The organism is Pantoea sp. X-Soil-TKNS-1280, from assembly GCF_059730475.1.
This window is the reverse complement of record NZ_AP035962.1, coordinates 1,170,787-1,197,227: the sequence shown is the minus strand read 5'-3', so window position 1 is coordinate 1,197,227 and position 26,441 is coordinate 1,170,787. Positions and strand designations below refer to the sequence as shown.

Annotated in this window: 30 protein-coding genes and 1 tRNA gene; 7 read left to right on the top strand and 24 right to left on the bottom strand. The window is 52.6% G+C overall.

Going from position 1 to position 26,441, the window contains the following annotated elements:
* Positions 1-140 precede the first annotated feature (140 nt).
* The 4 genes from AC6I8X_RS05525 to AC6I8X_RS05510 are packed head-to-tail and all read left to right on the top strand — an operon-like array spanning position 141 to position 5,885.
* Positions 141-1,319: an ABC transporter substrate-binding protein gene (locus AC6I8X_RS05525; RefSeq protein ID WP_313682817.1), complete on the top strand. Its 1,179-nt coding sequence runs from the start codon at positions 141-143 to the stop codon at positions 1,317-1,319.
* An 11-nt stretch (positions 1,320-1,330) separates the two neighbouring features.
* Positions 1,331-2,194 (top strand): branched-chain amino acid ABC transporter permease, encoded by an 864-nt coding sequence (locus AC6I8X_RS05520; protein WP_208714269.1) that lies wholly within the window; start codon positions 1,331-1,333, stop codon positions 2,192-2,194.
* On the top strand, positions 2,191-4,674 hold the full coding sequence (locus AC6I8X_RS05515; protein WP_497840703.1) for a branched-chain amino acid ABC transporter ATP-binding protein/permease: 2,484 nt from the start codon (positions 2,191-2,193) through the stop codon (positions 4,672-4,674). Before AC6I8X_RS05520 ends, AC6I8X_RS05515 begins: the two co-directional genes overlap by 4 nt.
* Positions 4,671-5,885, top strand: a complete 1,215-nt coding sequence (locus AC6I8X_RS05510) for an amidohydrolase family protein (protein WP_497840702.1) — start codon at positions 4,671-4,673, stop codon at positions 5,883-5,885. Before AC6I8X_RS05515 ends, AC6I8X_RS05510 begins: the two co-directional genes overlap by 4 nt.
* A gap of 30 nt (positions 5,886-5,915) precedes the next feature.
* Here AC6I8X_RS05510 and AC6I8X_RS05505 read toward each other — a convergent pair whose 3' ends face one another.
* Positions 5,916-6,602 (bottom strand): GntR family transcriptional regulator, encoded by a 687-nt coding sequence (locus tag AC6I8X_RS05505; protein ID WP_084873323.1) that lies wholly within the window; start codon positions 6,600-6,602, stop codon positions 5,916-5,918.
* A gap of 239 nt (positions 6,603-6,841) precedes the next feature.
* On the opposite strand from AC6I8X_RS05505, the gene AC6I8X_RS05500 reads away from it, so the two are divergent.
* A complete protein-coding gene (locus AC6I8X_RS05500) occupies positions 6,842-8,296 on the top strand; it encodes an MFS transporter (RefSeq protein WP_497840701.1) in 1,455 nt (484 codons plus the stop codon).
* Between the two features lie 80 nt (positions 8,297-8,376).
* On the opposite strand, the gene AC6I8X_RS05495 is transcribed toward AC6I8X_RS05500, so the two are convergent.
* The 17 genes from AC6I8X_RS05495 to AC6I8X_RS05415 form a co-directional block, all read right to left on the bottom strand.
* Positions 8,377-8,574: a hypothetical protein gene (locus AC6I8X_RS05495; RefSeq protein ID WP_497840700.1), complete on the bottom strand. Its 198-nt coding sequence runs from the start codon at positions 8,572-8,574 to the stop codon at positions 8,377-8,379.
* A 7-nt stretch (positions 8,575-8,581) separates the two neighbouring features.
* On the bottom strand, positions 8,582-10,243 hold the full coding sequence (locus AC6I8X_RS05490) for a terminase large subunit (protein WP_497840699.1): 1,662 nt from the start codon (positions 10,241-10,243) through the stop codon (positions 8,582-8,584).
* Complete coding sequence (locus AC6I8X_RS05485) at positions 10,227-10,583, bottom strand: phage terminase small subunit P27 family (protein ID WP_497840698.1); 357 nt, start codon at positions 10,581-10,583, stop codon at positions 10,227-10,229. Before AC6I8X_RS05485 ends, AC6I8X_RS05490 begins: the two co-directional genes overlap by 17 nt.
* 175 nt (positions 10,584-10,758) lie before the next feature.
* Positions 10,759-10,911: a hypothetical protein gene (locus AC6I8X_RS05480; RefSeq protein WP_497840697.1), complete on the bottom strand. Its 153-nt coding sequence runs from the start codon at positions 10,909-10,911 to the stop codon at positions 10,759-10,761.
* A complete protein-coding gene (locus AC6I8X_RS05475; protein WP_497840696.1) occupies positions 10,904-11,347 on the bottom strand; it encodes an HNH endonuclease signature motif containing protein in 444 nt (147 codons plus the stop codon). Before AC6I8X_RS05475 ends, AC6I8X_RS05480 begins: the two co-directional genes overlap by 8 nt.
* Position 11,348: 1 nt before the next feature.
* Complete coding sequence (locus tag AC6I8X_RS05470) at positions 11,349-11,651, bottom strand: head-tail connector protein (protein ID WP_497840695.1); 303 nt, start codon at positions 11,649-11,651, stop codon at positions 11,349-11,351.
* Complete coding sequence (locus tag AC6I8X_RS05465; protein WP_497840694.1) at positions 11,644-11,970, bottom strand: phage head closure protein; 327 nt, start codon at positions 11,968-11,970, stop codon at positions 11,644-11,646. Before AC6I8X_RS05465 ends, AC6I8X_RS05470 begins: the two co-directional genes overlap by 8 nt.
* A gap of 11 nt (positions 11,971-11,981) precedes the next feature.
* Complete coding sequence (locus tag AC6I8X_RS05460) at positions 11,982-13,199, bottom strand: phage portal protein (protein ID WP_497840693.1); 1,218 nt, start codon at positions 13,197-13,199, stop codon at positions 11,982-11,984.
* Between the two features lies 1 nt (position 13,200).
* The gene (locus AC6I8X_RS05455) at positions 13,201-13,761 is read right to left on the bottom strand and encodes an HK97 family phage prohead protease (RefSeq protein ID WP_497840692.1); all 561 of its coding nucleotides are present in this window, start codon (positions 13,759-13,761) and stop codon (positions 13,201-13,203) included.
* Between the two features lie 51 nt (positions 13,762-13,812).
* Positions 13,813-14,979, bottom strand: coding sequence for a phage major capsid protein (locus AC6I8X_RS05450; RefSeq protein WP_497840691.1), 1,167 nt, complete (start codon positions 14,977-14,979; stop codon positions 13,813-13,815).
* A 223-nt stretch (positions 14,980-15,202) separates the two neighbouring features.
* On the bottom strand, positions 15,203-15,919 hold the full coding sequence (locus AC6I8X_RS05445) for a hypothetical protein (protein WP_497840690.1): 717 nt from the start codon (positions 15,917-15,919) through the stop codon (positions 15,203-15,205).
* 128 nt (positions 15,920-16,047) lie between these two features.
* On the bottom strand, positions 16,048-16,308 hold the full coding sequence (locus AC6I8X_RS05440) for a hypothetical protein (RefSeq protein WP_497840689.1): 261 nt from the start codon (positions 16,306-16,308) through the stop codon (positions 16,048-16,050).
* A gap of 313 nt (positions 16,309-16,621) precedes the next feature.
* Positions 16,622-18,382, bottom strand: coding sequence for a DNA primase family protein (locus AC6I8X_RS05435; protein ID WP_497840688.1), 1,761 nt, complete (start codon positions 18,380-18,382; stop codon positions 16,622-16,624).
* Positions 18,379-18,558 carry a DUF4222 domain-containing protein gene (locus AC6I8X_RS05430; protein ID WP_497840687.1) on the bottom strand — a complete coding sequence of 60 codons (180 nt, stop codon included), beginning with the start codon at positions 18,556-18,558 and terminating at the stop codon, positions 18,379-18,381. Before AC6I8X_RS05430 ends, AC6I8X_RS05435 begins: the two co-directional genes overlap by 4 nt.
* Positions 18,551-18,748, bottom strand: coding sequence for a hypothetical protein (locus AC6I8X_RS05425; RefSeq protein ID WP_497840686.1), 198 nt, complete (start codon positions 18,746-18,748; stop codon positions 18,551-18,553). Before AC6I8X_RS05425 ends, AC6I8X_RS05430 begins: the two co-directional genes overlap by 8 nt.
* A complete protein-coding gene (locus AC6I8X_RS05420) occupies positions 18,741-18,956 on the bottom strand; it encodes a hypothetical protein (RefSeq protein WP_497840685.1) in 216 nt (71 codons plus the stop codon). The genes AC6I8X_RS05425 and AC6I8X_RS05420 overlap by 8 nt, the downstream gene beginning before the upstream one ends.
* Complete coding sequence (locus AC6I8X_RS05415) at positions 18,949-19,137, bottom strand: host cell division inhibitor Icd-like protein (protein ID WP_497840684.1); 189 nt, start codon at positions 19,135-19,137, stop codon at positions 18,949-18,951. Before AC6I8X_RS05415 ends, AC6I8X_RS05420 begins: the two co-directional genes overlap by 8 nt.
* A gap of 187 nt (positions 19,138-19,324) precedes the next feature.
* Between AC6I8X_RS05415 and AC6I8X_RS05410 the strand changes: the two genes are divergently transcribed.
* Positions 19,325-19,525: a YlcI/YnfO family protein gene (locus AC6I8X_RS05410; RefSeq protein WP_497840683.1), complete on the top strand. Its 201-nt coding sequence runs from the start codon at positions 19,325-19,327 to the stop codon at positions 19,523-19,525.
* A gap of 1,144 nt (positions 19,526-20,669) precedes the next feature.
* Here the strand turns inward: AC6I8X_RS05410 and AC6I8X_RS05405 are convergent.
* The 6 genes from AC6I8X_RS05405 to AC6I8X_RS05380 all read right to left on the bottom strand — a co-directional run bounded on the left by AC6I8X_RS05405 (position 20,670) and on the right by AC6I8X_RS05380 (position 24,653).
* On the bottom strand, positions 20,670-21,242 hold the full coding sequence (locus AC6I8X_RS05405; protein ID WP_497840682.1) for a Rha family transcriptional regulator: 573 nt from the start codon (positions 21,240-21,242) through the stop codon (positions 20,670-20,672).
* 289 nt (positions 21,243-21,531) lie between these two features.
* Complete coding sequence (locus AC6I8X_RS05400; RefSeq protein WP_497840681.1) at positions 21,532-21,810, bottom strand: helix-turn-helix transcriptional regulator; 279 nt, start codon at positions 21,808-21,810, stop codon at positions 21,532-21,534.
* Positions 21,810-22,007 carry a helix-turn-helix transcriptional regulator gene (locus AC6I8X_RS05395; protein ID WP_497840680.1) on the bottom strand — a complete coding sequence of 66 codons (198 nt, stop codon included), beginning with the start codon at positions 22,005-22,007 and terminating at the stop codon, positions 21,810-21,812. Before AC6I8X_RS05395 ends, AC6I8X_RS05400 begins: the two co-directional genes overlap by 1 nt.
* Before the next feature lie 107 nt (positions 22,008-22,114).
* Positions 22,115-23,086, bottom strand: coding sequence for a hypothetical protein (locus AC6I8X_RS05390; protein WP_497840679.1), 972 nt, complete (start codon positions 23,084-23,086; stop codon positions 22,115-22,117).
* Between the two features lie 136 nt (positions 23,087-23,222).
* On the bottom strand, positions 23,223-24,410 hold the full coding sequence (locus tag AC6I8X_RS05385) for a tyrosine-type recombinase/integrase (RefSeq protein WP_497840678.1): 1,188 nt from the start codon (positions 24,408-24,410) through the stop codon (positions 23,223-23,225).
* Between the two features lie 166 nt (positions 24,411-24,576).
* Positions 24,577-24,653: transfer RNA gene (locus AC6I8X_RS05380), tRNA-Arg, on the bottom strand.
* A 504-nt stretch (positions 24,654-25,157) separates the two neighbouring features.
* Here AC6I8X_RS05380 and AC6I8X_RS05375 point away from each other — a divergent pair.
* Positions 25,158-26,441: an ATP-grasp domain-containing protein gene (locus AC6I8X_RS05375; RefSeq protein ID WP_497840677.1), complete on the top strand. Its 1,284-nt coding sequence runs from the start codon at positions 25,158-25,160 to the stop codon at positions 26,439-26,441.

The following is a 26,441-nucleotide window of genomic DNA, read 5'->3' as shown; positions in this document are numbered from 1 at the left end:
CGCTGGCGCACCAGCACCAAAATGACGCAGTTTTTCCGCTAACTTGCGGCAAAAAGCGCCTGTTTCTAAGCAATATCAAACTGGCATCGTAATTGCTAGAAATAAAAATATTATTGCTAGCAATCTACCTGAGGTGAGAGATGTCCGGAAAATCGTTACTGAAAAACTGGCGTAAATGCGCTGTCGTGGCCGTGATGAGCATGATGTCAGCAGCCACTATCGCAGCAGAACCGATCAAAGTCGGCCTGGTCACGGCCTTATCCGGTCAGTCAGCAAAATCAGGTGAAGCCCTGACGCGCGGGCTGACCATCGCCATCAACGAGATCAACGCAGCGGGTGGTGTGAAAGGCCATCCACTGGAGCTGGTACGCCGTGATGACGAAAGTAACCCCGGCAAAGGGATGCTGGCAGCTCGTGAGTTGATCCAACGGGAAAAAGTCGCCGTGCTGTTTGGTGGCCTCGATACCCCGGTATCTCTGGCGATCGTCCCGCTGGCTAATCAACTGAAAACCCCGTTTGTCGGACTGTGGGCCGCCGGTACTGGCATTACCCATAACGGTGCGAAGGAAAACTACGTGTTCCGCGTCTCTGCCGTGGATGAGCTGGTGGATGAAGCGCTGGTGGAATACGCCAGCGAAAAGAAAGGCATGAAAAAAGCCGGCATGATTCTGGTCAACAACCCATGGGGTGAATCAAACGAGAAAGGCTTCCGTGCCGCGTTGCAGAAAAACAACATCCCGGTAGCGGGCGTCGAGCGTATTGAAGACAGCGATGTTGATTTGGTGCCGCAGCTGACCCGGCTGAAAAACGACGGTGCCGACACCCTGCTGATGGTCGGCAACGTCGGACCTTCTGCTCAGGTGGTCAAATCGCTGCATAAGATGAACTGGCAGGTGCCGGTGGTTTCGCACTGGGGACCAGCCGGTGGACGCTTCAGCGAGCTGGCAGGACCGGGAGCCGATCAGGTGACCTTTATCCAGACCTTTGTCTTCACCGACCACAATTCGGCCAAAGGCAACCAGGTGATGGATGAACTGAAAAAACAGTATCCGCAAATCAAAGGGCTGGCGGATGTCACCCCGGCTGTGGGTATCGCCAACGCCTACGATGCGATGCACCTGACAGCGATGGCACTTAACAACGCCAGCAGCCTCGATGGCACCGCCATTCGTGACGGTTTCTACGCCATTAAAGACTATGACGGGCTGATTAAGCACTACCAGCAACCGTTCACAGTGCAGCAGCACGATGCGCTGGGACCAAAAGATTATGTTTTCGCCCAGTTCAAAGGCGAGCAGATCCTGCCAGTCACTGAGTAAGGAGACGGATTATGTGGAGCACCGCCCTGTCCACCGGACTGAGCCTCGGCAGCATGTATGCCCTGCTGGCGCTGGGTTTTCACATCACCTGGATTGTATCGCGCACCCTGAATTTTGCTCAGGGTAGCGCAATGATGGTCGGTGCTACCCTTGGCTACAGTTTGTACGTGACATTTGGCTGGCCCTTGTGGCTGGCCTTACCCGCCACGCTGCTGTGCTGCGCGCTGTATGGCGTAGTGATTGAACGCCTGCTGGTGCGCCCGTTTGTGGCGCGCAATTCTGAAGCCTGGCTGATGGCAACGGTGGCGGGCGGGATCCTGGTCGATAACCTCGCGATGTTCACCTTTGGTAAAGAACCGCGCCAGTTCCCGGTGACCGACGTCACCTTTACCCTGTTCGGTACCTCATGGTCACTGATCAACCTGCTGATCCCTCTGACCGGCGTGGTGATCGTCGTGGCTCTGACGCTGGTGCGGCGTTACAGCCGCATCGGCAAAGTGCTGGAAGCCACGGTACAAAATCCGCGAGCTGCGCAGTTAATGGGGATCCGGGTCAACCGGGTGGTGGCTGCGGCCTTTGCCCTCTCTACCGTATTTGCCGCGCTGGCGGGTTTGCTGATCGCTCCCTTGTTCAGCATCCAAAGTGATATGGGCACGCTATTCGGGCTGAAAGCCTTTGCGGTGGCGATCCTTGGTGGCCTCGCCAGTAGCAGCGGTATCTGGGTCGCCGGTTTATTGTTTGGCCTCAGCGAAGCGCTGGTCACGCTGTGGTTTGGTTCCGCCTTCACGCAAATCTTCACTTTCTCACTGGTGATTCTGGCGCTGGCGCTGCGTCCGAACGGTTTGTTTGGGCAAAAATTAAGGGTAAAAGTATGATCAAAACCCTCCCCTTCAATGCATTCGCGCTGGTGGCCGTCGCGCTGCTGAGCCTGCTGCTGCCCTTCGTGCTCGGCAGCTATGCCCTGCTGGTGTTTTCGTTGTTTGCCCTCGCCGTCACCACGGTGGTCGGGCTGAATATTTTGCTGGGACTGAGCGGGCAAATCTCCTTCGGTCATATCGCTTTTTATGCTGTCGGAGCCTATATCTCGGCAGGGCTGACCATGAACGGCGTGCCACTGGGCGTCGCGATGCTGGCAGCCATGTTGGTATGTGGAGTGATTGGCGGGCTGCTGGCAATTCCGGCGTTGCGTGTCAGCGGTCCGTTCCTGGCGATGATCACCATCGCCTTTGCGCTGGTGGTGCGCCATGTCCTGATTGAGTGGCGCGAGGTGACGGGTGGCTCGAACGGGCTGATGGGGATCCCGATGCCGGACTTCGGGCCGCTGGATCCCACGGTGGGTCTGGCGCTGTGTTGCGCCCTGCTGATGATTGTGGCGCTGACGCTGTTTGCCCGGCTGCAACGCAGCCAGTGGGGACTGGCAATGCGTGCCGTCAAGGCCAGCGATATTGCCGCGCGCTCGCTGGGTTTTAATCCGGTGGTGAGCAAAACTCTGGCGTTTACCCTCTCCGCCATGCTGGCCAGTGCTGCCGGAACCCTGGTTGCGCCACTGATGATGTTTATCAACCCGGACTCCTTCCCTTTTTCTCAATCGATCCTGTTTGTGCTGGCTGTGGTGGTGGGCGGCAGCGGCACGCTGTTCGGCCCGGTGCTCGGTGCGCTGTTGATTGTGGTGCTGCCGGAGTTGCTGTCATCCTTTGCCGAATATCGTCTGCTGATTTTCGCCGTGCTGCTGCTCAGCGTACTGTGGCTGGCACCGCGTGGCCTGCTGGGCACACTGGCGCGCTGGCTGGTCAAACCCGCTCCGCAATTTGCCCCGGACACCCCGGATGAATCTCTGCTGCAACGCCACTTCCAGCGTGCGGGCCAGGATGTCCTGAAAGTTGAAGGTATTGGCATCCGTTTTGGTGGCGTGCAGGCGGCAAAAGACGTCAGCTTCAACGTGCGCGCCGGAGAAATCCTGGGACTGATGGGACCAAATGGGGCCGGTAAAACCACGGTGCTGAATATGATCAGCGGGTTCTATCGCGCCGACAGCGGCAGCATCCGTCTGCAACAGGAACTGCGTGGTCTGCCTGCATGGCGGGTGGCGCGTGCCGGTATCGCCCGCACCTATCAAACCACCCAGTTATTCAGCGGCATGAGCGTACTGGAAAACCTGCTGGTGGCGCAGCAGCGTGGCCGTCAGGGCTTGCCGTGGCGTCATCCGGGCCGGGAGGCACAGGCGGTGGCGATGGCACTGCTGGCGCTGGTGGGATATCGCGGTTCGGTGCACACCCCGGCAGAAGATCTGCCCCATGTTGATCGTCGTCTGGTGGAGATTGCCCGTGCGCTGGCGCTGGATCCCGCCCTGTTGTTGCTGGATGAACCTGCCGCCGGACTGAGCCGGGAAGAAACCGACGCATTGATCCCGCTGCTGCGTCGTCTGGCTGGCTTTGGTCTGGCAGTGATCGTTGTTGAACACGACATGGCACTGGTGATGGCCGTGAGCGACCGTTTGCAGGTGCTGGATGCCGGTAAGCCGCTGGCACAGGGTAACCCGGCTGAAGTGCAGCGCAATCCAGCAGTGATCGCCGCCTATCTCGGCGGGACAGAATATCGCGGCAAGCCACGCGTGATGCCGCTGCGATCCACCGGCGAACCTGGCCTGGTGGTGGATAAGCTGACGCTGGATTATGGTGCCGCACCGGTGGTGCGTAATGTCAGCTTTAGCGTAAATCCGGGCGAAACCGTCGCCATCCTCGGGGCGAACGGAGCCGGAAAATCAACCATTCTGCAAACGCTGGCGGGCCTGCATCCGGCACGCAGCGGCGCGATCTATCTGCACGATCACTCGATCAAGGAACTCAATGCCGCCCAGATCGCCGCTCGCGGCCTGGCGCTGGTACCGGAGGGCCGTCAGCTGTTCCCGCAAATGACCGTGCTGGAAAACCTGTTGATCGGCCAATATGCCTGTAGCCAACGCCTCGATCCGCAGGCAGAAGTGGAGTCGATTCTGCGCCGCTTCCCCCGTCTGCGCGAACGTCTGCACAGCCAGGCGGGGCTGCTTTCTGGCGGTGAGCAGCAAATGGTGGCCATTGGTCGCGGGTTGATGTCCCGCCCCTCGATCCTATTGCTGGATGAACCCAGCCTGGGCTTGTCGCCAGCGATGATTGGCGAGTTATATGATGCGCTGGCGGGATTACGTAATGAAGGCGTCACGCTGCTGCTGGTCGATCAGATGGCTAACCTCGCCCTGACCATTGCTGACCGGGCGCTGGTGCTGGAATCGGGTGAAGTGGTAAAAGCCGGACGTGCGCAGGATTTGCTGGCGCAGGCGGATCTGGCAGAAGCCTGGCTGGGAGCAGGAAACGCATGAAGCGACTCACCATAATCAACGCCCGCGTGCCGGGTGAAGATGCATTGCAGACCCTGCACATCGCCGGGGAGCATTTTGTTGCTACGCAGAATGGAGCGGCAGAAACGCTGGATTTTGCCGGTGCGCTGGTGCTGCCCGGTCTGCTGGAAACCCATATCCACCTCGACAAAGCCTGCATCATTGATCGTTGCCATCAGCAGGAAGGTACGCTGGCTGAGGCGATTCGTGAAACGGCACGCGCCAAAGCCGATTTCAGTGAAGAAGATGTTTATCAACGCGGCGCGCGCGTGCTGGAACAAGCCATTGCGCAGGGTACCACGCGTATGCGTACCCATATCGAAATCGATCCAGTAGTCGGTCTGAAAGGTTTTCGTGCCATTCGCCGTTTACAGACGGAATATGCCTGGGCGATGGATCTGCAACTTTGCGTGTTTCCGCAGGAAGGGATGCTGAATAATCCTGGCACCGAGGAACTGTTGTGTGAAGCGCTGGCATCGGGCGCGGATCTGCTGGGGGGATGTCCGTATACCGACAGCGATCCGGCTGGACAGATTCGCAGGCTATTCGCTCTGGCCCAGCGCTATGATGTCGATATCGACTTCCACCTCGATTTCGATCTCGCGCCAGAGAATCGGCTGATTGACTGCGTCATCGATGAAACGCAAGGTGCCAACTGGGGTGGCCGCGTCACTGTTGGGCACGTCACTAAGCTGTCGATTCTGGCAAGGGATAAGCTGCATGAGTTAGGCCGGAAACTGGCCGGGGCCGGAGTGCAGGTCACTGCCCTGCCCGCCACCGACCTGTTCCTCACCGCACGCGATCGCTTTGCACTGCAACCGCGTGGCGTAGCCCCGCTGGATGAACTGGATCGCTGCGGCGTGGTGTGTTCGCTCTCCACCAATAATATCGCCAATCCCTTTACGCCGTTTGGCGATGCTTCGCTGGTGCGTCAGGCAAATTTGTTCGCCAACGTGCGTCAGTTGGGAACACAGGCGGATTTGCTACGCTGCCTGAGCTGGATCTCCAGCCAGTCTGCAAAGCTGTTGCGCTTAACCGACTACGGGTTAGCACCGGGATGTCTGGCTGATATGGTGGTGTTTGATGTGGAACGCGCAGACCAGATTGTGGCGCAGATAGCGCCGCCGATCGCCGGATTTAAGCGCGGGCGGCAAACCTTTTCCCGTCCGCAGGCAACGCTCTATCGCCCCTGAAAGCCTGAAGCGGCGTACGAAATTGCGCCGCTAAATCAATGCCTGGCTAAGCGACAAATCCTCAGAAACCACTTCGGTTAAATCCAGCTCGGCTTCCAGCTCATCCAGATGCGCCAGCATGGTTTGCTGCGCTTCTGCAATATTGCCCGCTTTTAATGCCGCCAGAATGGCTCCATGTTCAGCACACTGACAGGACGGCACATCATTGCGTTGGTAGAGCGCCACTATCAGGGAACTGCGCACCATCAGGTTGGACAGGATCTCGCTCAGCACCTTGTTGCCACTGACCTTTGCCAGCAGCAGATGAAACGCACTTAATTCACGCACAATGTGGCGACGGTCCTGTTGCCCGGTGGCAGCATGTTCCGCCGTTTGCTGCGCCTCGATCTCATCGGCAAACTGCGCCATTTGCTCAGGGGTGATGGAGGCCACAATGGCGCTCTCAATTGCCCGACGCGCGATAAAAATCTCGCGCGCTTCGGTCGCTTCGGGATGAGCCACCATCGCCCCGATATTCGGTTCAATGGTGACAATATGCTGCAACGCCAGGCGCTGCAAAGCGGCCTGAACATGGTTGCGATTGGCTTTCAGCGCCTCAACAATCTGCGCTTCGACCAAGCGCCGACCGGGCTTTAGACGATGTTGCGCAATGGCCAGCGACAACGCATCAACAATACGCTGCACTTCTCGCTGTTTCGCGGTGGCGACCTGACTCATTCTGACCTCTTCCGGGGCTGATTATTGCCGTATCTTACCATCCTGAACACCGGTTGCAGAACGGCTTGTGATGGAAATTGCGTGCATCATCAGAGAGGGAAATGATTGTCAAATATCAATATTTAGCGAAGAAGTATGAAGAGAGGGTTCTTATGCCAATTGTTTTTTTGGTATAACAACTTTTCAAACCTGTCAGACATCAACCTCTGCTTTGAAAAGTTGCATGCTAAGGACGCCTCATGGCTTTATCTGATTCAACCGGGGACGATATTTCCCGTTCTGGTTCGGGCCGCATTTCAGGGCTGGCGCTGCTGGTGGCGAGCGCATTCTTTATGGAATTCCTTGATGGCACGGTGATCGCTACCGCGTTGCCGGATATGGCGAAAGCGTTTGGTGTCTCAGCCGTCGATCTGAATATTGGTATCAGTGCTTATTTGCTGACGCTGGCAGTATTAATTCCGGCCAATGGCTGGGTGGCGGAGCGCTTTGGAGCACGGAATGTCTTCACCCTCGCGCTGAGTATTTTTACCCTGTCATCACTGTTCTGCGGCCTGACGCATAACGTCACAGAATTCATATTGATGCGAATTCTGCAAGGTGTTGGCGGTGCCATGATGGTGCCTGTCGGACGTCTGGTGGTACTGCGCACCACACCTAAAAATCAGCTGATAAAAGCCATTGCTACCCTGACATGGCCCGCGCTGGTGGCCCCGATCATCGGACCACCGCTGGGAGGATTTATCACCACTTACGCCAGCTGGCACTGGATCTTTTTCCTCAACGTGCCTCTGGGGATTATCGCCATCGTGCTGTCCCTGCGCATGATGCCAAACCAGTCGGCGCACGAGCGACGTTCATTCGATTTCACCGGATTTGTTGCCACGGGCATCACGATGCTGTGCCTGGTCGCCGGGCTGGAGATGCTGAGCCAGCAAAGCGCAAACCTGACGAGTGCGGCAGTGACAATTGCCATCGGGCTGGGAACGCTGGTCTGGAGCATCCGGCATTTGCGCCGCAGCAAAGCGCCGCTGATTGGGCTGTCATCACTGACTGTGCCCTCTTTTCGTATCACCATGCGCGGGGGTTTTCTGCTGCGCGCCACCATCAGTTCCGCGCCATTTATGCTGCCGCTAATGTTCCAGGTGGGTTTTGGTATGAATGCATTTCAGGCGGGTTCTCTGGTACTGGCGGTATTTGCTGGCAACCTGGCGATGAAACCCGCCACGACTCCGCTGATTCGGTATTTTGGCTTCCGTAAATTGCTGATTGGTAATGGAGTGGCATGCGTATTGACGTTGTTACTGTGTGCTTTCCTGACGCCGACATCGCCGCATGTGATTACGCTGGTGCTGCTTTTCTTAGGAGGACTAAGCCGCTCGATGCAATTTACCGGGATCAGTTCTCTGGCGTTTGCCGAAGTACCCGCCCAGGAAATGAGTTCGGCAAATACGTTGTTTAGTACGTCATTACAACTGGCAAGCGGGCTGGGCGTGACGCTGGGCGCGCTGTGTATTCGGTTGGGAACGGTGCTGGGGGATGATTTAGGCTATGGATCGGTGCCCGGTATGGGGTTTAAGGTGGGATTTGTGGTGATTGCTATTATTACGCTGATTGGGGTGGTGGATATGGTGAGGCTGGCACCGGATGCGGGGAGGAATGTTTCGGCCCCTACAGGATTGAATAATAAAAACTAATAACCTGTTATTTAATTATTTTTTTAATATTCAAAATCACACATACCCCCAAATGTACCCCCAAAAACATGAGTCACAAATTAGCGTAGTCGGGGGTTGCGCGGTTTCTGCCAGGTGAACGATCCGGCTGCGGCTCGTTTCTGGCTCTCCTTATGCCGTTGTGCCACTAGCCCATCTGATACAGTTTTACGAATTAACAGCCTGTCGGTGCCGTCAAGCTCGCAGCCATCCTGTTTCATGGCGGCGGCCAGTGCTTCTGCAACGTCTTTGTGGTCCATCTGCACCTCAGATACCTGTAAAGGTCGCCAGCCGTTTTTTGTGGGCCTCGGACATATCAAAACTGAAATCTTCGTGCTCAGCCTGCCAGGTGCCGAACGCCATCAGCGCCGCAACAGCCGGGTCAATCTTGTTGGCCGATTTCTTTTTGTTGGGCTTGATGTTGGCGTTGGCGTCACTCTCCATCACCACGTTACTGATGGCCCATGCCAGGACCGGATCACCGTTATGGCGTATCACCTTACGGTTAACGAAAACCTCCAGTGATTTCGCTACCGGGCTGAATTTGAGATAGGTCTGTGAAAACGGCTCAACGTCCAGACCGGCACCCTGTAGCTGGGTTCGCAGATGCGTGGCGTTCCAGGTGTCAAAGCCCACCAGCCGGATACTAAACATCTCCGCATCGCGCAGGATATCGTCGCGGATACGGTCATAGTCGATGCAGTCACCCGGCGTGGTGCGTATCCATCCCGCTCTGGCCCACTGGCGGTAAATGGCACGATTCTTGTTCGCCACGTTCTGCAACTGCGCTTCAGGCAGATAGTGCCGGGTCAGTAACCGGATTTCACGGTCTGACGGGAAGGCATAGCATATGCTGGCAATGTCACCGGTTGAGGAAAGGTCCAGCCCGGCGTAACACTCCATGCCGCGCAAATCGGATTCACTGTAATCAGCGCCGCATGCCTCCCATGCACCGGCACCCATCCACGGCGTGGCACCCTGGCACCAGATGTTGAAACGTTTGGTCAGCATTTCCACCCATTGCGAGGGAATGCCGCGTGCTTTGGCTATCGTGTCGCTCAGTGCGGCCGCATCAACAGAAATACCCAGGTTGGGATTGGCCTTCACCCACAGCGCCGGGTCATCAATCTCCGCTTCGTCGTCCAGCTCATAGATGAGCGCGAACAGCGATTCATTCACTTCCTCGCCTGCCAGTATCTGGCAGCAGTAATCATAGTGCTGCTTGCAGGCTGAGACGATATTGCTGCCAGCGGTGGTGATGGCAAAGAGCACGCCTTCAGGACGAGCGCCCATGCCCAGCTCAAGCGCCGAATACACGCCGTTATCCGGGTGCAGGTGGTACTCATCCACAATTGAAAGGCTGGGATTAGTGCCCTCAATGGTAGCTGCTTTGGCCGCCAGCGGTTTCAGCAGGCTGTTAGATTTGGCAAAGATGACTTTATGCTGCTGAATGGTCAGGCGCTTTTTCAACGGCTTTGACAGCAGGCACATCTGCCTCGCATCTTCGAACACGATACGGGCCTGATCCCGGCTGACGGCAGCGGTGTAAATATCCTGCTGACCTTCTTCCATGACCAGAAACCAGTTAGCCAGCATCGCGGCCACCGTGGATTTGGCGTTCTTACGGGGCACCTGAATGTAAGCGCTTTTGTATTTACGCCGCCCGGTTTCCTTCACCCTGAAGCCCAGCAGGCAGGCAAAGGCGAACTGCTGCCACGGCTCCAGCTCAATCGGTTTGCCGCGCAGTGGCCCTTTGACGTGGGGGCACAGCCGGGAAAACGCGATAAACCGCTCCACAGTCGCCGTATCGAACCCGTATCGGGGGTCGTTCAGGTCGGAAAAGTACCTGTCCACGGCCTGTTTTACGCGCTTACAGGCCGGAATTTCGCCCGATTTTATAGCGCTGGCGTACTCATTCCAGGCAGTCAAGCTCGTCTCTCTCATCCGTTTCTACCGGCGTTCTGCGGCGACTTACCGGGTCAAAGCCCAGCAGCGACGACATTTTTATCATGATCCGCTCGGCGTCAGATTTTGCCTTCAGTGCCGGGTTGCTGGTCGCTGCGCCCCGCGAACCTTCGACGGTAAACCCGCGCACCGCAAGGTCTTCAACGGCCCGGCGATACATCGAGTAGTTGACGCAATATAATTCCAGGCTGTTCCAGTCAGCCGGGGTCAGGTCTTCCCGTTCGGCCAGTTGCTTTGCCTTTGCTTTCCACTGCTGCACCGCAATTTCATCAAGGTAGGCAGGTGGTTTGGGTGGTCTTGCCATAACTTATTGTTTCCTTAAGGCTTACTGCTATCAAAAAAATCACCGCGCGTAAAAATCTGAGGGGGCGGCTGGTGCCTGCGGCCTCTGGCTTTGTCCTGAAAGACTCCCCCACCCCTCTGATGAGAATCATTCCCATTTGAAATGGTTTCAAATGCAATCATTTCAGATTGAATCATCATCGGTTGCGCATGCATTCCCGGATGTCCCGTTCGCGTGGTGTCAGGCGTGGCTCACTGAGACGTTCATTCATCCTGCTGCGCTTCCGGGTGAAATCATCGCGGCTGTTCATCAGTGAGCGGTAGAGGTTCGCCAGCTCTTTCTCATTCATGGTCTGCCTCATACATCCAGTCATTGCGGCTGGCAGCGCGTGCTTCCTGCTCGCAGTACATACCAGCCCTGCGGTTTGCTTTGGTGGTCGGGTCCTGCTGAACCGTCTTCTGATTGTGGTGTGTCTGGCATAAAGGCTGGTGATTCCAGACAGGCCAGAACAGCACGTCATCGCCGCCTACAATCGGGATGATGTGATCCACCACTCTGGCAGGCACATACAGGCCCAGCTTCAGGCATTCAACGCACAACGGGTTTGCCTTCAGAAACGTCAGGCGGTATTTCTCCCACGATGCGGAGTAGCCCCGCTCGCGGCGTCCGCCTCTGCGTTTATCCAGCTCACGCTGTGCCACGCGCTTATGCTCATCGCATTTACCTGACTTCACGCGCTTATTGCATCCCGGCTCAGTACACCGGCGTAAGGGTTGCCACGGCATATCAGTAAACTCCCGGGTCACGGTAAGCAGACCACAGCGCAGAGATGGCAAACGGCACCTCTTTGGCCTCGATATCGCTGATGGTGGTGCGGTACTCATACAGCTGTGAGATGTACATCATGCAACCCACCTTCAGCGCCGGATTGAAATCAATATCCGGTGTGTCGCTGTCGAACCGCTTGCCGATGTGCTTCTGACAAACTTCCAGCGCGGCAGCGATATAGGCCTGAATCAGCGTGTCTTCATAGTCATCATCGATACGGCAGTGCAGCTTTGCCTCTGCCAGAGTAATGAAATCAGCCATTGAAAATGCCCCCCTTGCACAGCAGTTCAAGCCGGGTGTGGTTCCTGTCCGGGATAACAGATTGAATCGTGTAGACCATGCCGCGTGCGTTGGGTGACTGCCAGAGAACGCGATAAGCGGCCACAATATCCGGGCGGTAGCGAATCCAGATGCGGGTGGTGATCTCACTCATTACAGCACCGGATGCGATGATTTCTCTGCCGCTCACATCAGCGATATCAGCCCAGACAGTGCACAGGTCCTGCCACTGCCTGGTGACAGCGCCGGTCGTCGGGCTTTGCACGCTGACATAGGCCTGCACCGTCACACGGCGATTCATGTCTCCTGCTCTCACTCGTCAGCCTCCCCGGATTTCTTGATACTGACTTCCTGCTTCCATGCCTGGCTGAACTCGTCGCCCCCTTCTCGCGGGGCCATGCCTTCACGCTCGCGGGCCTCATTCGGGCTGAGAATCCCGTTTTTGATGCCTTTCTCGTAGGTGGCGTAACGGTCGGTTGGGGTGGCGCGCAGCAGGTCAGCAGAATCAAACTCCACCTGGTAGCGCACACCCGGAACGGATGACGCAGCAATCAGCGCGGATTTAATCTGCTGCTCGAAGTTCGCCAGCCACGGGCGCATGGTCATGGTGAGAAAGGCCCGGCTCGCTTCGCTGAAGTTGCTGTAAGTGCTGTTGCTGTATTCCTGAAGGAAGATCGGAGACACGTTGAACATGCGGGCAATGTCTTCAATGGTGAAGCGGCGTGATGAGAGCCACTCGGCATCCTGATTGCTCATGCCAAGCTGTTCGTATTTCATGCCCCCCTCAAGGATCGGCGTCTTACCGGCGTTTTTAGCGCCTTTATAACGATCCAAAGCATCCATAGATTGCTTGCCTTTGATACTGTCAAACCACTCACTGGTGGTGATGACTGAAGATGGCATCATGCCGTTTTTCATAATGCTGGCACCGTGACGCTGCTGAGCCAGGCCAAGCCCCAGCGTTTCACGGCAGATGGTGATGGGCGAGCGCCCCATAAAGCCATCGTCTGAGGCATAGCGCAGATGCAGGATTTCTTCCTGAAGGTAAGCACGGACGCTGCCGGTATAGGGTTCGGTGATGGTGTAGCGATATTTCCGCTCGCCAATCCGTTCCGGCACAACCGACCCGGGCGCATACGGATACAGCGCCTGCGGCTGGCCGTCATTCCCCCACTGGATCACCGCGTAGGCATTACCGTTAAGCAGACAGTGGCGCATCATGGTGCGCTTGAACTGATAGGCGGTCTGCACCTCGTTGGGGCGCTCATTTAGCAGAAAATCCACCGGGTGATTGCTGAGCCATTCCCGCGTTTCCTGCCCTTTCTGATGGCGTACCTGATACAGATAGCAGGGCATGGTCGCTACCGCTTCGCTGATGACTGACACTGCATTCATGACCGCCGGCAGAGATTCCGCTGTACCGGACGAGACATACTCACCTGAGCCGGTATTGGGAATCCCTGCCATCGCTAACCATTCATCAATGGTCATGCTGCGTTTTTCTTCTTTTTTACGGCTGAAAGGCCACATATCACAGCCCCGCTAATTCGGCCCAGCGGCGGCGGTTGTCGTAACGGCGGCGCAGCTCAGGATGCTGGATAAAGAGAGAACGCTGAGCCACTTCAACGCTGCTCGTCGGGTATGCCGGAACGCTGGTCAGGCTGATTTCGCTCAGTTCAGCGGTCAGAACGGTTCTGAGATAGGGCGTGCTTGCAGTAATCCATTCATCACTTAACGCCCTGAACCCGAAGCTGACGCCGGTGATATCACCACGATCAATCATGGTTGCGGCGTCACGGCCAATCTGAATGTCAGGGATATCTAATTCAAAGCGCAGGCCGGTATTATCTTCTTCCACCAGCAGTGTTTTAGACGTTGTGCGGCCAAGCAGTGACGAAAACTGATGCTCAAACAGAAAACGCACATCGGGCGAAGTAGATAAATATTGGCTAAATGCCTTCTGCGCAAATCGTTCTCTGAACTCGCCAAATAATAAATGTGACTCATCCATCCAGCGGACGGCATAGCCCTTTATTTTCTGGCCTTCACGCTGAAAATCTGCGGTCCTTAATTCAAATTCTTTTGTTTTCATTGGTGTGCTCCACAAAGACTGAAAAGGGGCCGAAGCCCCTCACGAACCAAATCAGGAACCAGCGCCTGATTGTTCCAGAACTTTGATAGCGTTTGAGTCCACCACGCCGCCGCCAACATATTTGTCAGTGTGGACTTTGTAGAAGCCCGGTTCGGTGATGTTGTCCGGGCGGGTACGCACACCAGTGGTGTGATCCACGATGAAGTAACCGCGCTGGAAGTCGCCCACAGCCAGGAACGCAGCGCCCGCTGCCGCATCCGGCATGGTTTCCACGTACTGCACCGGACGGCCAAGCAGCGTATCCGGGGAACCGGTCACCAGACGATCACGCCAGATATAATCACCGTTGCCGTTCTTCAGTTTCTGAAGGGTGGCGGCGGTGTTGGAATTCATCACCCAGGTGGCATTTTTGCGGTATTTCGCTTTCAGTTTGTAAAGCAGGTCGATCAGGCCATCAGCAGTAACGGCTGCGGTTTCCACTTTCTCCAGCGTGCCGAACGGACGGGTTTTATCACCGGTCGCCACACGCGGATAAGCCAGGAAGCCTTTGGCCTTTTTGGTGCCGTCACCGTTTACAAAGTCGTCTTCTTCGGTGGCGCTGAAGGTGTCGGAAATTTCAGAGGACAGCCAGCCCAGAATATCCACCTCGGAGAAGTCGAGAATCTCCTGCGTGGTTTTGGGGTAGGCGTAGATCGGATTCAGCTTGATGCTGACTTCTTCCAGTTTCGGAGTAGCGGTTTCGGTGCGATCTTCGCCCTCAGTACCGCGATTCACCGTTGCACCGACCACAGATACCAGCTTCTGGTATTCGTTGGTTTTGGTGGTCTTAACGGTGGCGATGGAGCGCATCACGCTGTCATCCTGCAACTGGCGCATAATCTGCGTATCCAGCTCAGGGATAACGGTATAGCCGCCGTCAGCCTGCACCAGCGTGGAGAGTGAGCGGGTGTCACCGGTCATGATGTAGTGGCGCAGTTCGTCGTTACTGACCTTTTTGCCATCCACCTGAGTGCCGGGCAGATTACGGTCTTCATCCTGAACGGCTTCAAGGCGGGTGATCTCGATATCCAGCTCAGCGACTTTGCCGCGCAGCTCATCGAATTGTTTGCCTTCTTCTTCGGTCAGGCTGCGTTTCTCACCGTCAGCGGTGGTCAGCAGGGAGCGCATCTGGTCTTTGAGGGTGGTTTTCTGCTGGCGCAGTTCAAACAGTTTTTTCATGAATGGTTTCTCGTAGCAATAAGGAAGTTGAGACGTGAAACCAGCTCGGAAGGGGGTGGCCGTTAAACCTTTTTCTGCATCTCGCAGGCTACTTCGCGCAGCTTGATTTAACGGCCAGTGGCGGCTCACGTCTGAGTGCCACTAATCAACATATACATGAAAAATATAAAGAAAAGCCCGAAATTAATCAGGCTAAACACTGGCAAGCATGAGAGCAAATAATTTACATTTCTTTCTTTACGGGCTTTGGTTTTAGTTGGGGATTTGAGAACAGGAAGTTTCTGTCCAGTGTCAGCTCATAACATTCTTTGTCGTTAATTGTAAGGTACATTTTGTCACGTTGCTTTGGCCCACAATCAGAAACATACTGCGCATCCGCTAAAAGAGATACTTTCACAACATATGGAATTGCGAAGGCAACAAGAATGTATATGGGAGACAGTACTATTATCAGGTGGTAATAGTTTTTGCATACTTTATAGAATGTTGATTCTGAGATCTTATCCCTGATGCTTCGACTGATGAATATTGATAAGAAAGGAATAATTTGCATGATTATCATTGGAAATAGTGCAAAAATCAAAATCAACAAATAAATAAGGATGATGGAAACGGGAATAGCTAGAATTCCCGGGGAAAATTTAAGATTGCTTTCATTTATAGAGAATAGATAGCTCAGGAGCTTGGTGGATAAAAGGTAGGAAATATACCAGACAGCGATATTGTAAAACTTAATGGCGATGGTGCTTTTGGTAAATTTCACCACTACATCTTTAATATCATTGAGCTTCCATAAGCTAAAGGCATAAACTATAACGTAAGCAAGGATTGGGTGATTTTTGAATAGAAATAAAGCAGCAAAAAAATGAGAGACTAAACCGACAACTGACTCCCGCCTTTGATAAATCCATTCTACCATTCTATCAGAACTGATATTCAAAATACCTCCATGACTTTTATTGAGGGTTAATAAATAGATTGTTTCTCAAAAATATCTAAGAAAATATATAGCTCATTACCAATTAACCTCCCTATAACCCCCCGCTATTCTTGTGCCAAACCATTATCTTACTTTTCACTCACCCAGTCTGGTGGCGTCGCCATCCGCTCTCTAAACTCCTGAAGTCGCTGAATTAATGCATCAACCTGCTCGCGGTTCGTCGCCAGAACCTCATCAGAAAAAGTGCTTCTGATTTGTTCATGGTGGTCTAACCAGACGAATGCACCTGAGTCCAGCGCCTGACGGTATTCACTCGTTGGCATAGCGCTCAGGTCATGGATACCAAACTGCTCCTGATATTCTCTTATGTCCTTCATTGTGATCGGCATATCTGCTCCTGCTTGATGATGGATTGGGGTATAAAAATAAAATTTATGCGTTTAAGTGTCTACCTGTCTACCGGGGTTTATTTATTCATTCAAATCATATTTTTAAGTGGTAGGGAGTAGGCTGTTGAACTGTCTACTACTCTCTACCAGACTCTCTACTTTCTGGGTGATAATTAACCAAATGGTAGACACGGTAGACACTTTTTAAAGAGTGTCTACCAACTGTCTACCCTATTAAGTTACTGATAGTTAATATGTAATATTACTGAGTAGACACGGTAGACACTTTTTGAATAATTTTTTATATCTGACCTTACACCTGTTCCTTGCCTCCTGCTGCTGACGGCAACCACCCTTCAGCATCATCACCCAGCAGGATGTTGGAAATGGTTCTTCCTTTATCTGCCCCTCTGGTGCACTGCCTGCGCTTATACTCCTTGCCATACTCTGACATAGCGCCGGGCATATCCGTACCAAACCGGGTTAACGATACGGGCTTGCCCAGCCCATGAGCGGACATATAAGCCAGGTATGCGTGATAGAGGTAACGTCTCGGGCTGAATGGCACCATTTCAGCATTACCCACAATCATCCCCTCGCACTCCACCAGCGCCATCAGATACCCGCAAAAGTCCACCAGTGAATCGCCCTCTCGCTTGATGGCGAGGGCTTCTTCAGACTTCTGCTGCTCGAACAACAGCGCTTTTGCCTCAGACTGAACAGCAAAGCGATTCAGCATATGCCGGATAATCACCGGCAGTTCTGCCTCAATCTTTTCCGTCAGCATTGGATCACGTTCGTTCTCCGGCACCACCTGGGAGAAATTGAAAATCACCCGCCGCCGCGATATGCCGCCGCTGCGGTCACTGAACGTCATGGCATTATTGTTGACGGCCAGCACGACAGCAGGGATACGTGTTGAATAGGGCGGTTTATGTTTGGGGTCAATCGCCACCTTATCACCGCCCGTAATCGCCTTAATGCCCGCACCGTCACCGGCATAGCGTGTCATATCAGGCATGACGATGAGTGAATAACCCACAATCAGCGCTCTGTCGCGTGGATCTTCCAGCGCCTTCATGCTGGCTGAGACAGTGTTACCTTTACCGGCCAGCATAGTGCAGATTTCAGCCATCACGCTCTTGCCGCTGCCACCCGCGCCGGTGACCTCAAGGAACAGTTGCCAGTCATAGCGGTTTGCCATGACCATATAGAGCGCCGCCAGCACGCGGTCAGCTTTACGCTGATTACCGGCCGTTGACCAGTTGAGCCACTTCCAGAAAGCCGGTGCATGGTCCTGCAATGATTCCCCCTCTACAACCTGGATGAAATCAACATCGCTGGCGATCAGCAACCAGTCATCCTGACTGTGCTCCCTGAATTCGCCTTTCCGGGTATCAAAAACACCGTTGCGGAAACCGATGAGATTACGCTCTGTCACCCCCATTACTGGCAGGCTCAGCTTCATGGTATCCACAGTGTTTTTCATTGCGGCCATCGAATAGGGAACGTCCGATTCACGGAAGATATTTGCCATTTCCCGCGCCAGCTCTTTATCGCTAACCGGTTGCCAGATCACTCCGTTATAATGGTGTACGGTGTCTGAATCGCCGTGCAGTGACAGCAGGCCATCATAGTGGCTCAGCAGCACCTCACCGCGCTGGCTTGGCCCCATCTGCGCCAGTGATGAGGTGGCCGCATCGGTAATACGCTTTTTCTTCTCCGGCTTTGGCAGAGGCCAGAGACGGTTAATACGGTCCGAATCCGTTAGCACCGACTTAATACCGTCATCACCAATCAACCCCGCCACCAGCCCGATACGGTTCTGTTTCTGTTTAGCGGAATCAGTCAGCAGCAGACCGCGATTAATCAGCTCATCAGGTGTGACGCCATGACCAACCACCAGCCCTTTAAGCTGCTCTGCCAGCGCACCATATGCAGAGGATTTGTCCTTATGGCGAGCCGCCGCTGCTACCGTTTCCTTTTTGTCCAGAATGTGCCCGTTAACCCATTTGTAGACGCAGGAAAAAAGGGGGTCAGACATTTCTTCATATTTCATTGCTGCGTCACTCATTCAGGCATCCCCCAGCTCACAAACTGAAATTCCTTAACAAACCGGCTGACCGGGTAAACACAGGGATGCTCATAGCCATCCCGCCGAAACGACACGCGGTTAAATGCCACGTCAGTGACTGTCACGCCTTCGCCCCGCACATCCTGCCAGCGGTCGTTAATCTGAGGTTCACGCATTCCCTGCCTCCTGATTTGCAACTTCGTTGATGAGACAACCCGCAACTTTCCCGGTCAGCGCTCTCAGCAATGAGAAAATCGCTTCGATATCCACTTGATCAAGCTGGTGAGGGGTATCTTCTGCCAGCAGGCAGATAACCTCGGCCTGATGTGCCATTTCAGCGGCCTGCTCTAAAGTGATTTCACACATGGCTCTGCTCCATTGCTTTTTCCAGGTGGGATTTCATCTCATGGAGAAGGGTGTAAATTGCTGACAGCCGGTTGCACTCGCCTTCATCATCTCTGGTCAGGCTATCCATCCATAAATCCATGACGGCCAGAGCCTGAGCACTGAAGCACAGGGCATTCTCAATACCGGTTACCACTTCGAGCACTTCTGATTGAGTAAGATCACGCATGGCGCACCTCCTGAGCAGGCAGACGGCCAGCAAAGACCATCACGCAGCCAGCCGGTGACTGCTTACGGGCTTCATGTTCAGTGGTGGCGGTGATGTGAATGACGTTGCTTTCAGTGGCGCTGAGTGCCAGAAAACGATACTGATATTTGGGACGAGTTTGGGTATGCTGTTGCTCAGCCATAATCGTTACTCCAACTAGCGGTTTGGTCAGAGGCCCGGTTAGTGTTCCACCACTTCCGGGCTTCGCGCTTAAAAGGTGTATGTCACCTTCTTTTTTAAAGCTAGCCCATAGTGAAATACACCTCAAGTCTTTTCTTGTCATTTTTTTTGCGTATACTGAAATACACCTAACTAAAGGAGCTTCAGTAATGGCAACTGGTACGAAGAACGCAAAATCACAAATGACAACGGTTCGCATACCCCATGATGTACTTGAAGATATTGAACGCCTCAAAGAAGAAGGTGAGAGCACGGCTGGTTTTTTGGTGATTGCAGCTAAAGGAGAGATCAAGCGCCGCCAGCGAGCAAAAACTAAAGACCGCTCCACAGACCCGAGCCTTTCAGGCTGATAGCAATCGACTAAAGGAGGCCGTGAGATGATCAGACCGTGGCAGTCAGTTTTGATCGTAGTTATCACAGTTGCTTTCTGTATGTTCCTGTTTTTCTCTAGGCACTGAACATCCAAGGGATAAATGATGCGCAGATGGATAATCCTGATAATCATCGTTGCAGTGGCATTTCTGGCTTTTAAATTCATATCCGCACCACCAGCAACATGCAGCAAACTTCTGAAGGACCAGTTGACCGCTGTCTGCAAAAAAATGTTGGGCCGTGGCGAAAATGAGCCAAAGGACTGATTGGAGTATTTTTTCTGGTTGTACCGCACGATATAACCGTTACGGTGTCTATTCCCCTTATTAAGCTGTAGGGTGAGCATATGCGATACAATAAGACCGAGGCATATGACGTAATCAGAAGCGCGTTCAGCGGTTACGACATCGAATTCGAAGAGACAGACCCAAGGACTATAAGAGTCCGAGTTTTTAGTGATAGTACTCGCACCACTTATGTCAGGCTCCCGGCCATTACTTACTTTCAATGGAGAAGAGCCTTTCTTCTTGCAACCGCTATTTCTAAATGCAGGGGCTATCTGAAGAGGGAGCTTGCAAATATTGACGGCTTCACCAGTCGGAATACCGGAAATGAAATATAAAGATGCGATTGCCGTAACACTGCTGGTTGTCCTGGCCTCATCTCCATACTGGATTGGATTGCTGATTAAAGCCGCCATCCAATATCTGGCGCATTGACGATAAACAGGCATGTTCCCCGAAATGCGGTGACCTGCACTTTTTGTGTAGGTTGATTCTTCACCTACGAAATTTTCGTAACCCCCCATGCGATTAACTGCCCCTCTGAAAGAGGATTGGTTTACCGACTCGCTAAAAGATAGTTGGTTTCCGTAATCCAGATTTGGATAATCTTGATTTTCCTCATGATTGAAAAACCAATCATTCCAAAGTCCTCCGTTGGAGGATTTCGAAATAATCAAAGGATTACGTTTAGTTGGAGCAAGGGACAAATCTGTCCTTTGCTTTTGTGCGTCAGGATTGCTGACCCGCAAAATACGCCCCGGATAATTGCACGCTGCTGTTTCAAACGGATTTGAGCGCCCCCAAACGGGGGAGCTCAGATTTTCAGATTGAGGACTCATTAACGAACTCCCAGCACAGGCGAAGATGAGATCAGGCTGGCGAATGCTTCCATGCGGCGTGCTACTTCACGAACAGCATCGCCCGGACTCATGCCGTTATGCACTGCTTCATCAAAAGCCGCCTGCTCAATCTTCTGCATTACCACCAGCAGGCCCAACTGCTGCTCATCAGCAGTGCCGCGCTCACCATCGGACAGGCCAACAACGCGATTTTCAGCACGGGCCAAATTGATGTAATGGCGACGCTGTGCGCCGAGCGCCTTGAGGCTGTCACGGCTTTCATGATATCCGGGCAGGTATTCCCGGCGAATCGGTTCGGCAGCACGGCGTCTGGAGAATGCTTTGGTCACATCCAGTTTGAACTGATTCATGCGCTCCGGATCGCGCCCACGGAGTACGCGGAGAATGTAATCGAGTTGAGGCTCATTCAGCAGATAACTGATTTCCGGACGCCCACCCTTTCCCTTGCTTTTGGGGTTTTCCGATTTCAAATCGGAAAACTCCCTCAGCGACTGACGCGGCAGCGTACCCAACTGACGCAGCTTTTCCTGATGCGATTTGATAGTCGCCATCAAACTTTCGTGCTGGATTCCTGCGCGTTGTGAAATTACACGTGAATCAATTCGTGCCTCCTGCTTATGCTGAATAAGAATTTCTCTCTGGCTTGCTTCAGGTTGAGTCTGGCCGCTGCCAGTTAAGCCAGTAATTTTTTCCTGGTTCATTTCTAATGCTCCAATAAGTTATTTATTCAGAGCCGCCGCGACAGCGTTAGTGATGCTGCATTAAATTGAACGCAAACTCTCGCAAGTTATTTTCTTTCGCTGATCAGACGAATTTGCGAGTAATTGCATAGTGATTCTGTTAGGCCGACTTGCGGCTGTATGGGTTATTGACGTTCTCCACTGCCGGTGGATTGCGAACCCACCAGAGCACATCAGAAAGGAGCCAGGCGCAGCTATTGCGGCCAAAGTGACAGCGCGGAGGAAAGCGGCCCTCCTGTTCCATCTTCCAGCGGCTGGAACGGGAAAGACTGGTGATCTCGCCACATTCTTCTTCGCGGATGCGGCGATCATACTGGATGCCGTATTCAGAGAGGATAGAGCGGCGTTGTTCAGGGGTTGGAGGAATAAAGATATTCATCAGGCCACCTCAGCACGAGATTCAGCAATGCGCTGATTAATCCACTCGTCAATTTCGCTTTCAATGAACGCGATCGAGCGTGACCCGATTTTTACTGGCTGAGGGAAGCGGCCTTGTGCAATAAGCTTATAAATCCACGCCTTGCCATATCCGGTTCGGCGCTGTACTTGTGGTAAACGAATGAGTGTTGCTGACATTGTAAGCTCCTGTAGACGTCTTGATAACTGGAGCAATTACAATCAACCAAGCTAGCGAAGTCATCGCACCGAAAGTATAATTTTCGCAGCGAAGTTATCAGTATGATTTAGTTGAATTTTTCTTTGTATTTCTTATTGGCTTCGGCAAAGTAATTATCAAGTGCACGGCGAGTGAAATGAGGGCACGCTTCAACCAATTCCTCTTTAAGTAGGTCTTGAGTCCAGCGCCTTTGCTTACTATTTGTATTCTTCAGAACGCTTATCATTGAACCAACCAAGTAACCGAAATCAATTACATTAGATTCTTGTGTATCAGTAATGGTTCGCTCAAAAGCAATTAGATTTTCCGGGCGCAATCCTAGCTCACTATTTGTCGGAAGTCCGTCAGTAGGGAAGTAATTCATTTCATCCAATTCAAACAAGCGTCTATTACCATTCTTTTCTTTCTTTATTTTTCCTTTTTCAAATGGCTCCATAAGGTTAATCAATCGTCCATCCATATCCCGCAAGAATGGACCATTTAAATTTATCAACCCATTTGATTCATAACCTTTATTGGCAGAGTAAACCCGCTGAACATCCAGCACTTCAGCGCCAATCATCGGCAAATCATAAATAACATCTGTCAGATACTCAGGTCCGGTTACATATTCATAATCGCCAAAAATTCCTTTCTCGAGGTATGTTTCCAGTGACATTCCCTGGTATTCAGAGCCATATTTAGTGGACATTTTCTCCATGGATTTTTGATACTCTTCCAACAAATACTTCTGAAACTCTTCTTCGTATACGGACAGGACATCCTCTTTGCTCGAACATTTCAGGCCGATTTTGCAAGACAGCGTGAAAAGGAAAATTTCCTGATAATGGTCAATAATTGGCACTTCTTTATAAACCATTTCACGGCCAACAAATTTTTCGCCATAAGGTAATCTCACAGACAGGATCAGGTCTTTCGACAGGCTCAGCTCTATCAAATCCAAGATAGTAACACTGCTCTCAACTAAAGATGAAAGCCGTTCTGCGGCCTCATCAAGCCCTATCCATTTCTTTATTTTTAAAAACCTATCGTTAATCATTACACCACCTCACGCCCTCTAAATTATGGGCCATGCCAGCCAGTAGAGGTGGTACTGGTTTTCGGTGATCAGCCTAGACATAGCCTTATTCTTAATTGTCCAATGAAGTCTACTGCAACCTACAGATGCTGTCTATTCATCCAGTTATCGACAACTCTAGTGAATCTAGGTAGTCGGCATACCACTGGAGCATTTCTCTGCGACCATCCAGATATTGGGCGTGGTTGTAGGTGCCCCGGATACTGTTTTTATCAACGTGTGCCAGCTGTGTTTCAATCCAGGCAGTGTTATATCCCTGTTCGTGAAGGATGGTGCTCATTGTGTGGCGGAAGCCATGACCGGTAGCTTTACCATCGTAGCCAATGCGTTTGATTACCTGATTAATGCTGGCCTCGCTCATTGTCTTACCGGCATCGTTACGTCCTGGAAAGACAAAGCGCCCGCGGCCTGTAAGCTGGCGGACTTCTTCCAGCAATGCTTTTGCCTGTCTGGAAAGCGGAACAACATGGGGGCGGCGCATCTTCATTCGCTCTGCTGGAATCTGCCAGATACCCTTTTCTGTGTCGATTTCAGCCCACTCTGCTGCGCGTAATTCAATCGTGCGCGTGCCAGTGAGCATCAGTAAACGAGTGGCGTTCTGTGTCACTCTGCTGCCTGTATAGTTACTGAGGGCACGAAGGAATTCGCCTATCTGGTCAGCAAGCAAATGAGGGAAATGCTTTTGCTTTGGCGCTTTGAGAGCGCCAGCTAAATCAACAACAGGGTTATGCTCTGCCCTGCCCGTGATAACAGCATAGGTAAATATCTGGCGGCAAGCCTGCCGGGTTTTCTTCAGTTTATCCAGAACGCCACGCTGCTCCATCTTTCTGAGCACCAGTAGCATTTCAGCAGCTTTAATTTCTGCGATAGCGCGTTTACCGATAAAAGGGAATACATCTTTTTGCAGGTATTCGAGAATGTCATTTGCATAGCCCTGTGACCAGTTAGGGCGTTTATGCTCATGCCATTCAACCGCCAGCGCCTCAAAACTGTTGCTGACGGCAAGAATCTTTGCCTGCTTCTCTGATTGTTTGACCTCTCCCGGGTCACCACCGGCAGCTAAAGTGCGTTTGGCCTCGCTACGTTTTGCCCTTGCATCAGCCAGAGAGACATCCGGATATACCCCCAACGCCAGCAGCTTTTCTTTTCCAGCTACACGGTACTTTAAACGCCAGTATCGTGATCCATTGGTATTAACCAGAAGGTACAAACCGCCGCCGTCAGAAAGTTTGTAGGCTTTGTCTTTGGCCTTTGAAGTGTCCACTGTACGGGCATTTAGTTTCAATTTGGGGGTATCTCATTTCATTGAACAGCACTATACCCCCAAATGTACCCCCACATTATTGTTGATTTCAATAGATGCTATTAGACGTTGAGATAACGGCATTCGCGGGAAGGCGCTTGCTGGCTGGGATTTTGTGGACTTCAGTAGACGGTGGAAGAGGAAAAAATGGCACGCCCTACAGGATTCGAACCTGTGACCTACGGCTTAGAAGGCCGGTGCTCTATCCAGCTGAGCTAAGGGCGCATATGCGGTTGCGTCGAATTATACGTTGGCACGTTGTCGCGTCAACGTTTTTGCACCCGCTAAGTGCAGAGTGATGATCATATAACCAATCCCCCCTCAATGACGATTGCGATATTCGCTCAGTGAGATCAGATTCGTCTCTTCTTTCGTCTCACCTTACAGTTCGATTCCATATGGATTGAAAGCAGTTGCAGCCATTTGCTGAGCGTCTGTGCCGCATCACGATAACAATGCCGAATGTGATGATGACTGGCAGAAAAGGCAGCCATGTCTGGAAACGGGTGGCTGCCTTTTTCTTTGTTATCAGCCAGAAGCATACCAACATTAATTTTTACGTTTAGATACACCCACCCTGTTTAAGCCAGATAAAAAGCCCTTAATCAGTATTAGTCAACGAATAATTTAGCGATTTTCTGGCGATTGGTGCCCCCTCTGGTTCGATATCCTACGGACAGAAACCGATGCAGTATTCGATGCACCATACGGCCAAAAGAGACGACTTCTTTGCAAACACTATCCCCCATCTCTCCGGACCAGAACTCAACGCCCAGGGCTTTTGACGCGACACATTTCCTTGGGCTGGCACCGTTTTTACGCATGAGTATTGCGGGCGATGAATGTACTCCGATCGCACAGGAACTGGTCAAGCGCGCTGAGCAACATCCTGATGACGCGGTATTGTGGATGAATCTTTCCACCGTCATGCAGTGCCTGCAATGCACTGACCTGGGGCTGACGATTCAGAATCAAGCCCTGGCGATGCAACAGGTTTACACCCTCAGGGCTGCACAACAACCCGCCAGGCTGCGTTTACTGATGCTGATGGTTCCCGGCACGCTTTCCGCTAATGTGCCCCTCGATTGCCTGCTGGAAAACAGCGATATCGAGCTGATTTATTACTACATTACGCCAGAAGCCCCGTTTGAATCCCCGCTCCCTGAACACGATCTACTGATGATTGGCATCAGTGCCACCTCCGAAAATCTGTTCCTGCTGCAACAGCTTGAAAGCATCGCGAATCAGTGGCCGGTACCGGTGATCAATGCACCACAACATATTCCGAGTTCTGAGCGCCATACAGCCAGCAGGGTGTTGCAGAACAAACCGGGTTTAACCATCGCGCAGGCACATCCGGTGACATTTTCGACACTGGCCGCAGTCGCCGCCGGACAAATGACACTGCGCGATGCCCTGCCCGACAGTGACTTCCCGGTTATCCTGCGCCCGGCAGGGTCGCATGGCGGTCATGGTCTGGAGAAAATCACCAGCCAGGACGAACTGGCCGGATATTTGACACGCGTTAAGGTTGAAGACTATTTCCTGTCTCGTTTTATTGATTACAGCAATGAAGATGGTCAGTTCCGCAAGTACCGCATTTCGCTGATCGACGGTGTGCCTTATGCCTGCCACATGGCAATTTCATCACACTGGATGGTGCATTACGTCAACGCGTTCATGTACGAAGATCCGAAAAAACGTGAAGAAGAAGCAGCTTTTCTGGATCACTTCCAGGATTTTGCAGACCGTCACCAGCAGGCGCTGAAAGCTATTTACGACACCACGCAGCTCGATTATCTGGGAATTGATTGCAGTGAAACACCGGAAGGCACACTGCTGGTGTTTGAAATTGACCCGGCAATGGTCGTCCATGCAATGGATCTGGAAGAGATGTTCCCGCATAAACAAATCCACATGAACAAAGTTAAAACAGCATGCCGCGATTTGCTGTTATCCCGTGCCTTTGCGCACACCGACACATCTGATGATGCGTTAAAAGGACAAAAATAA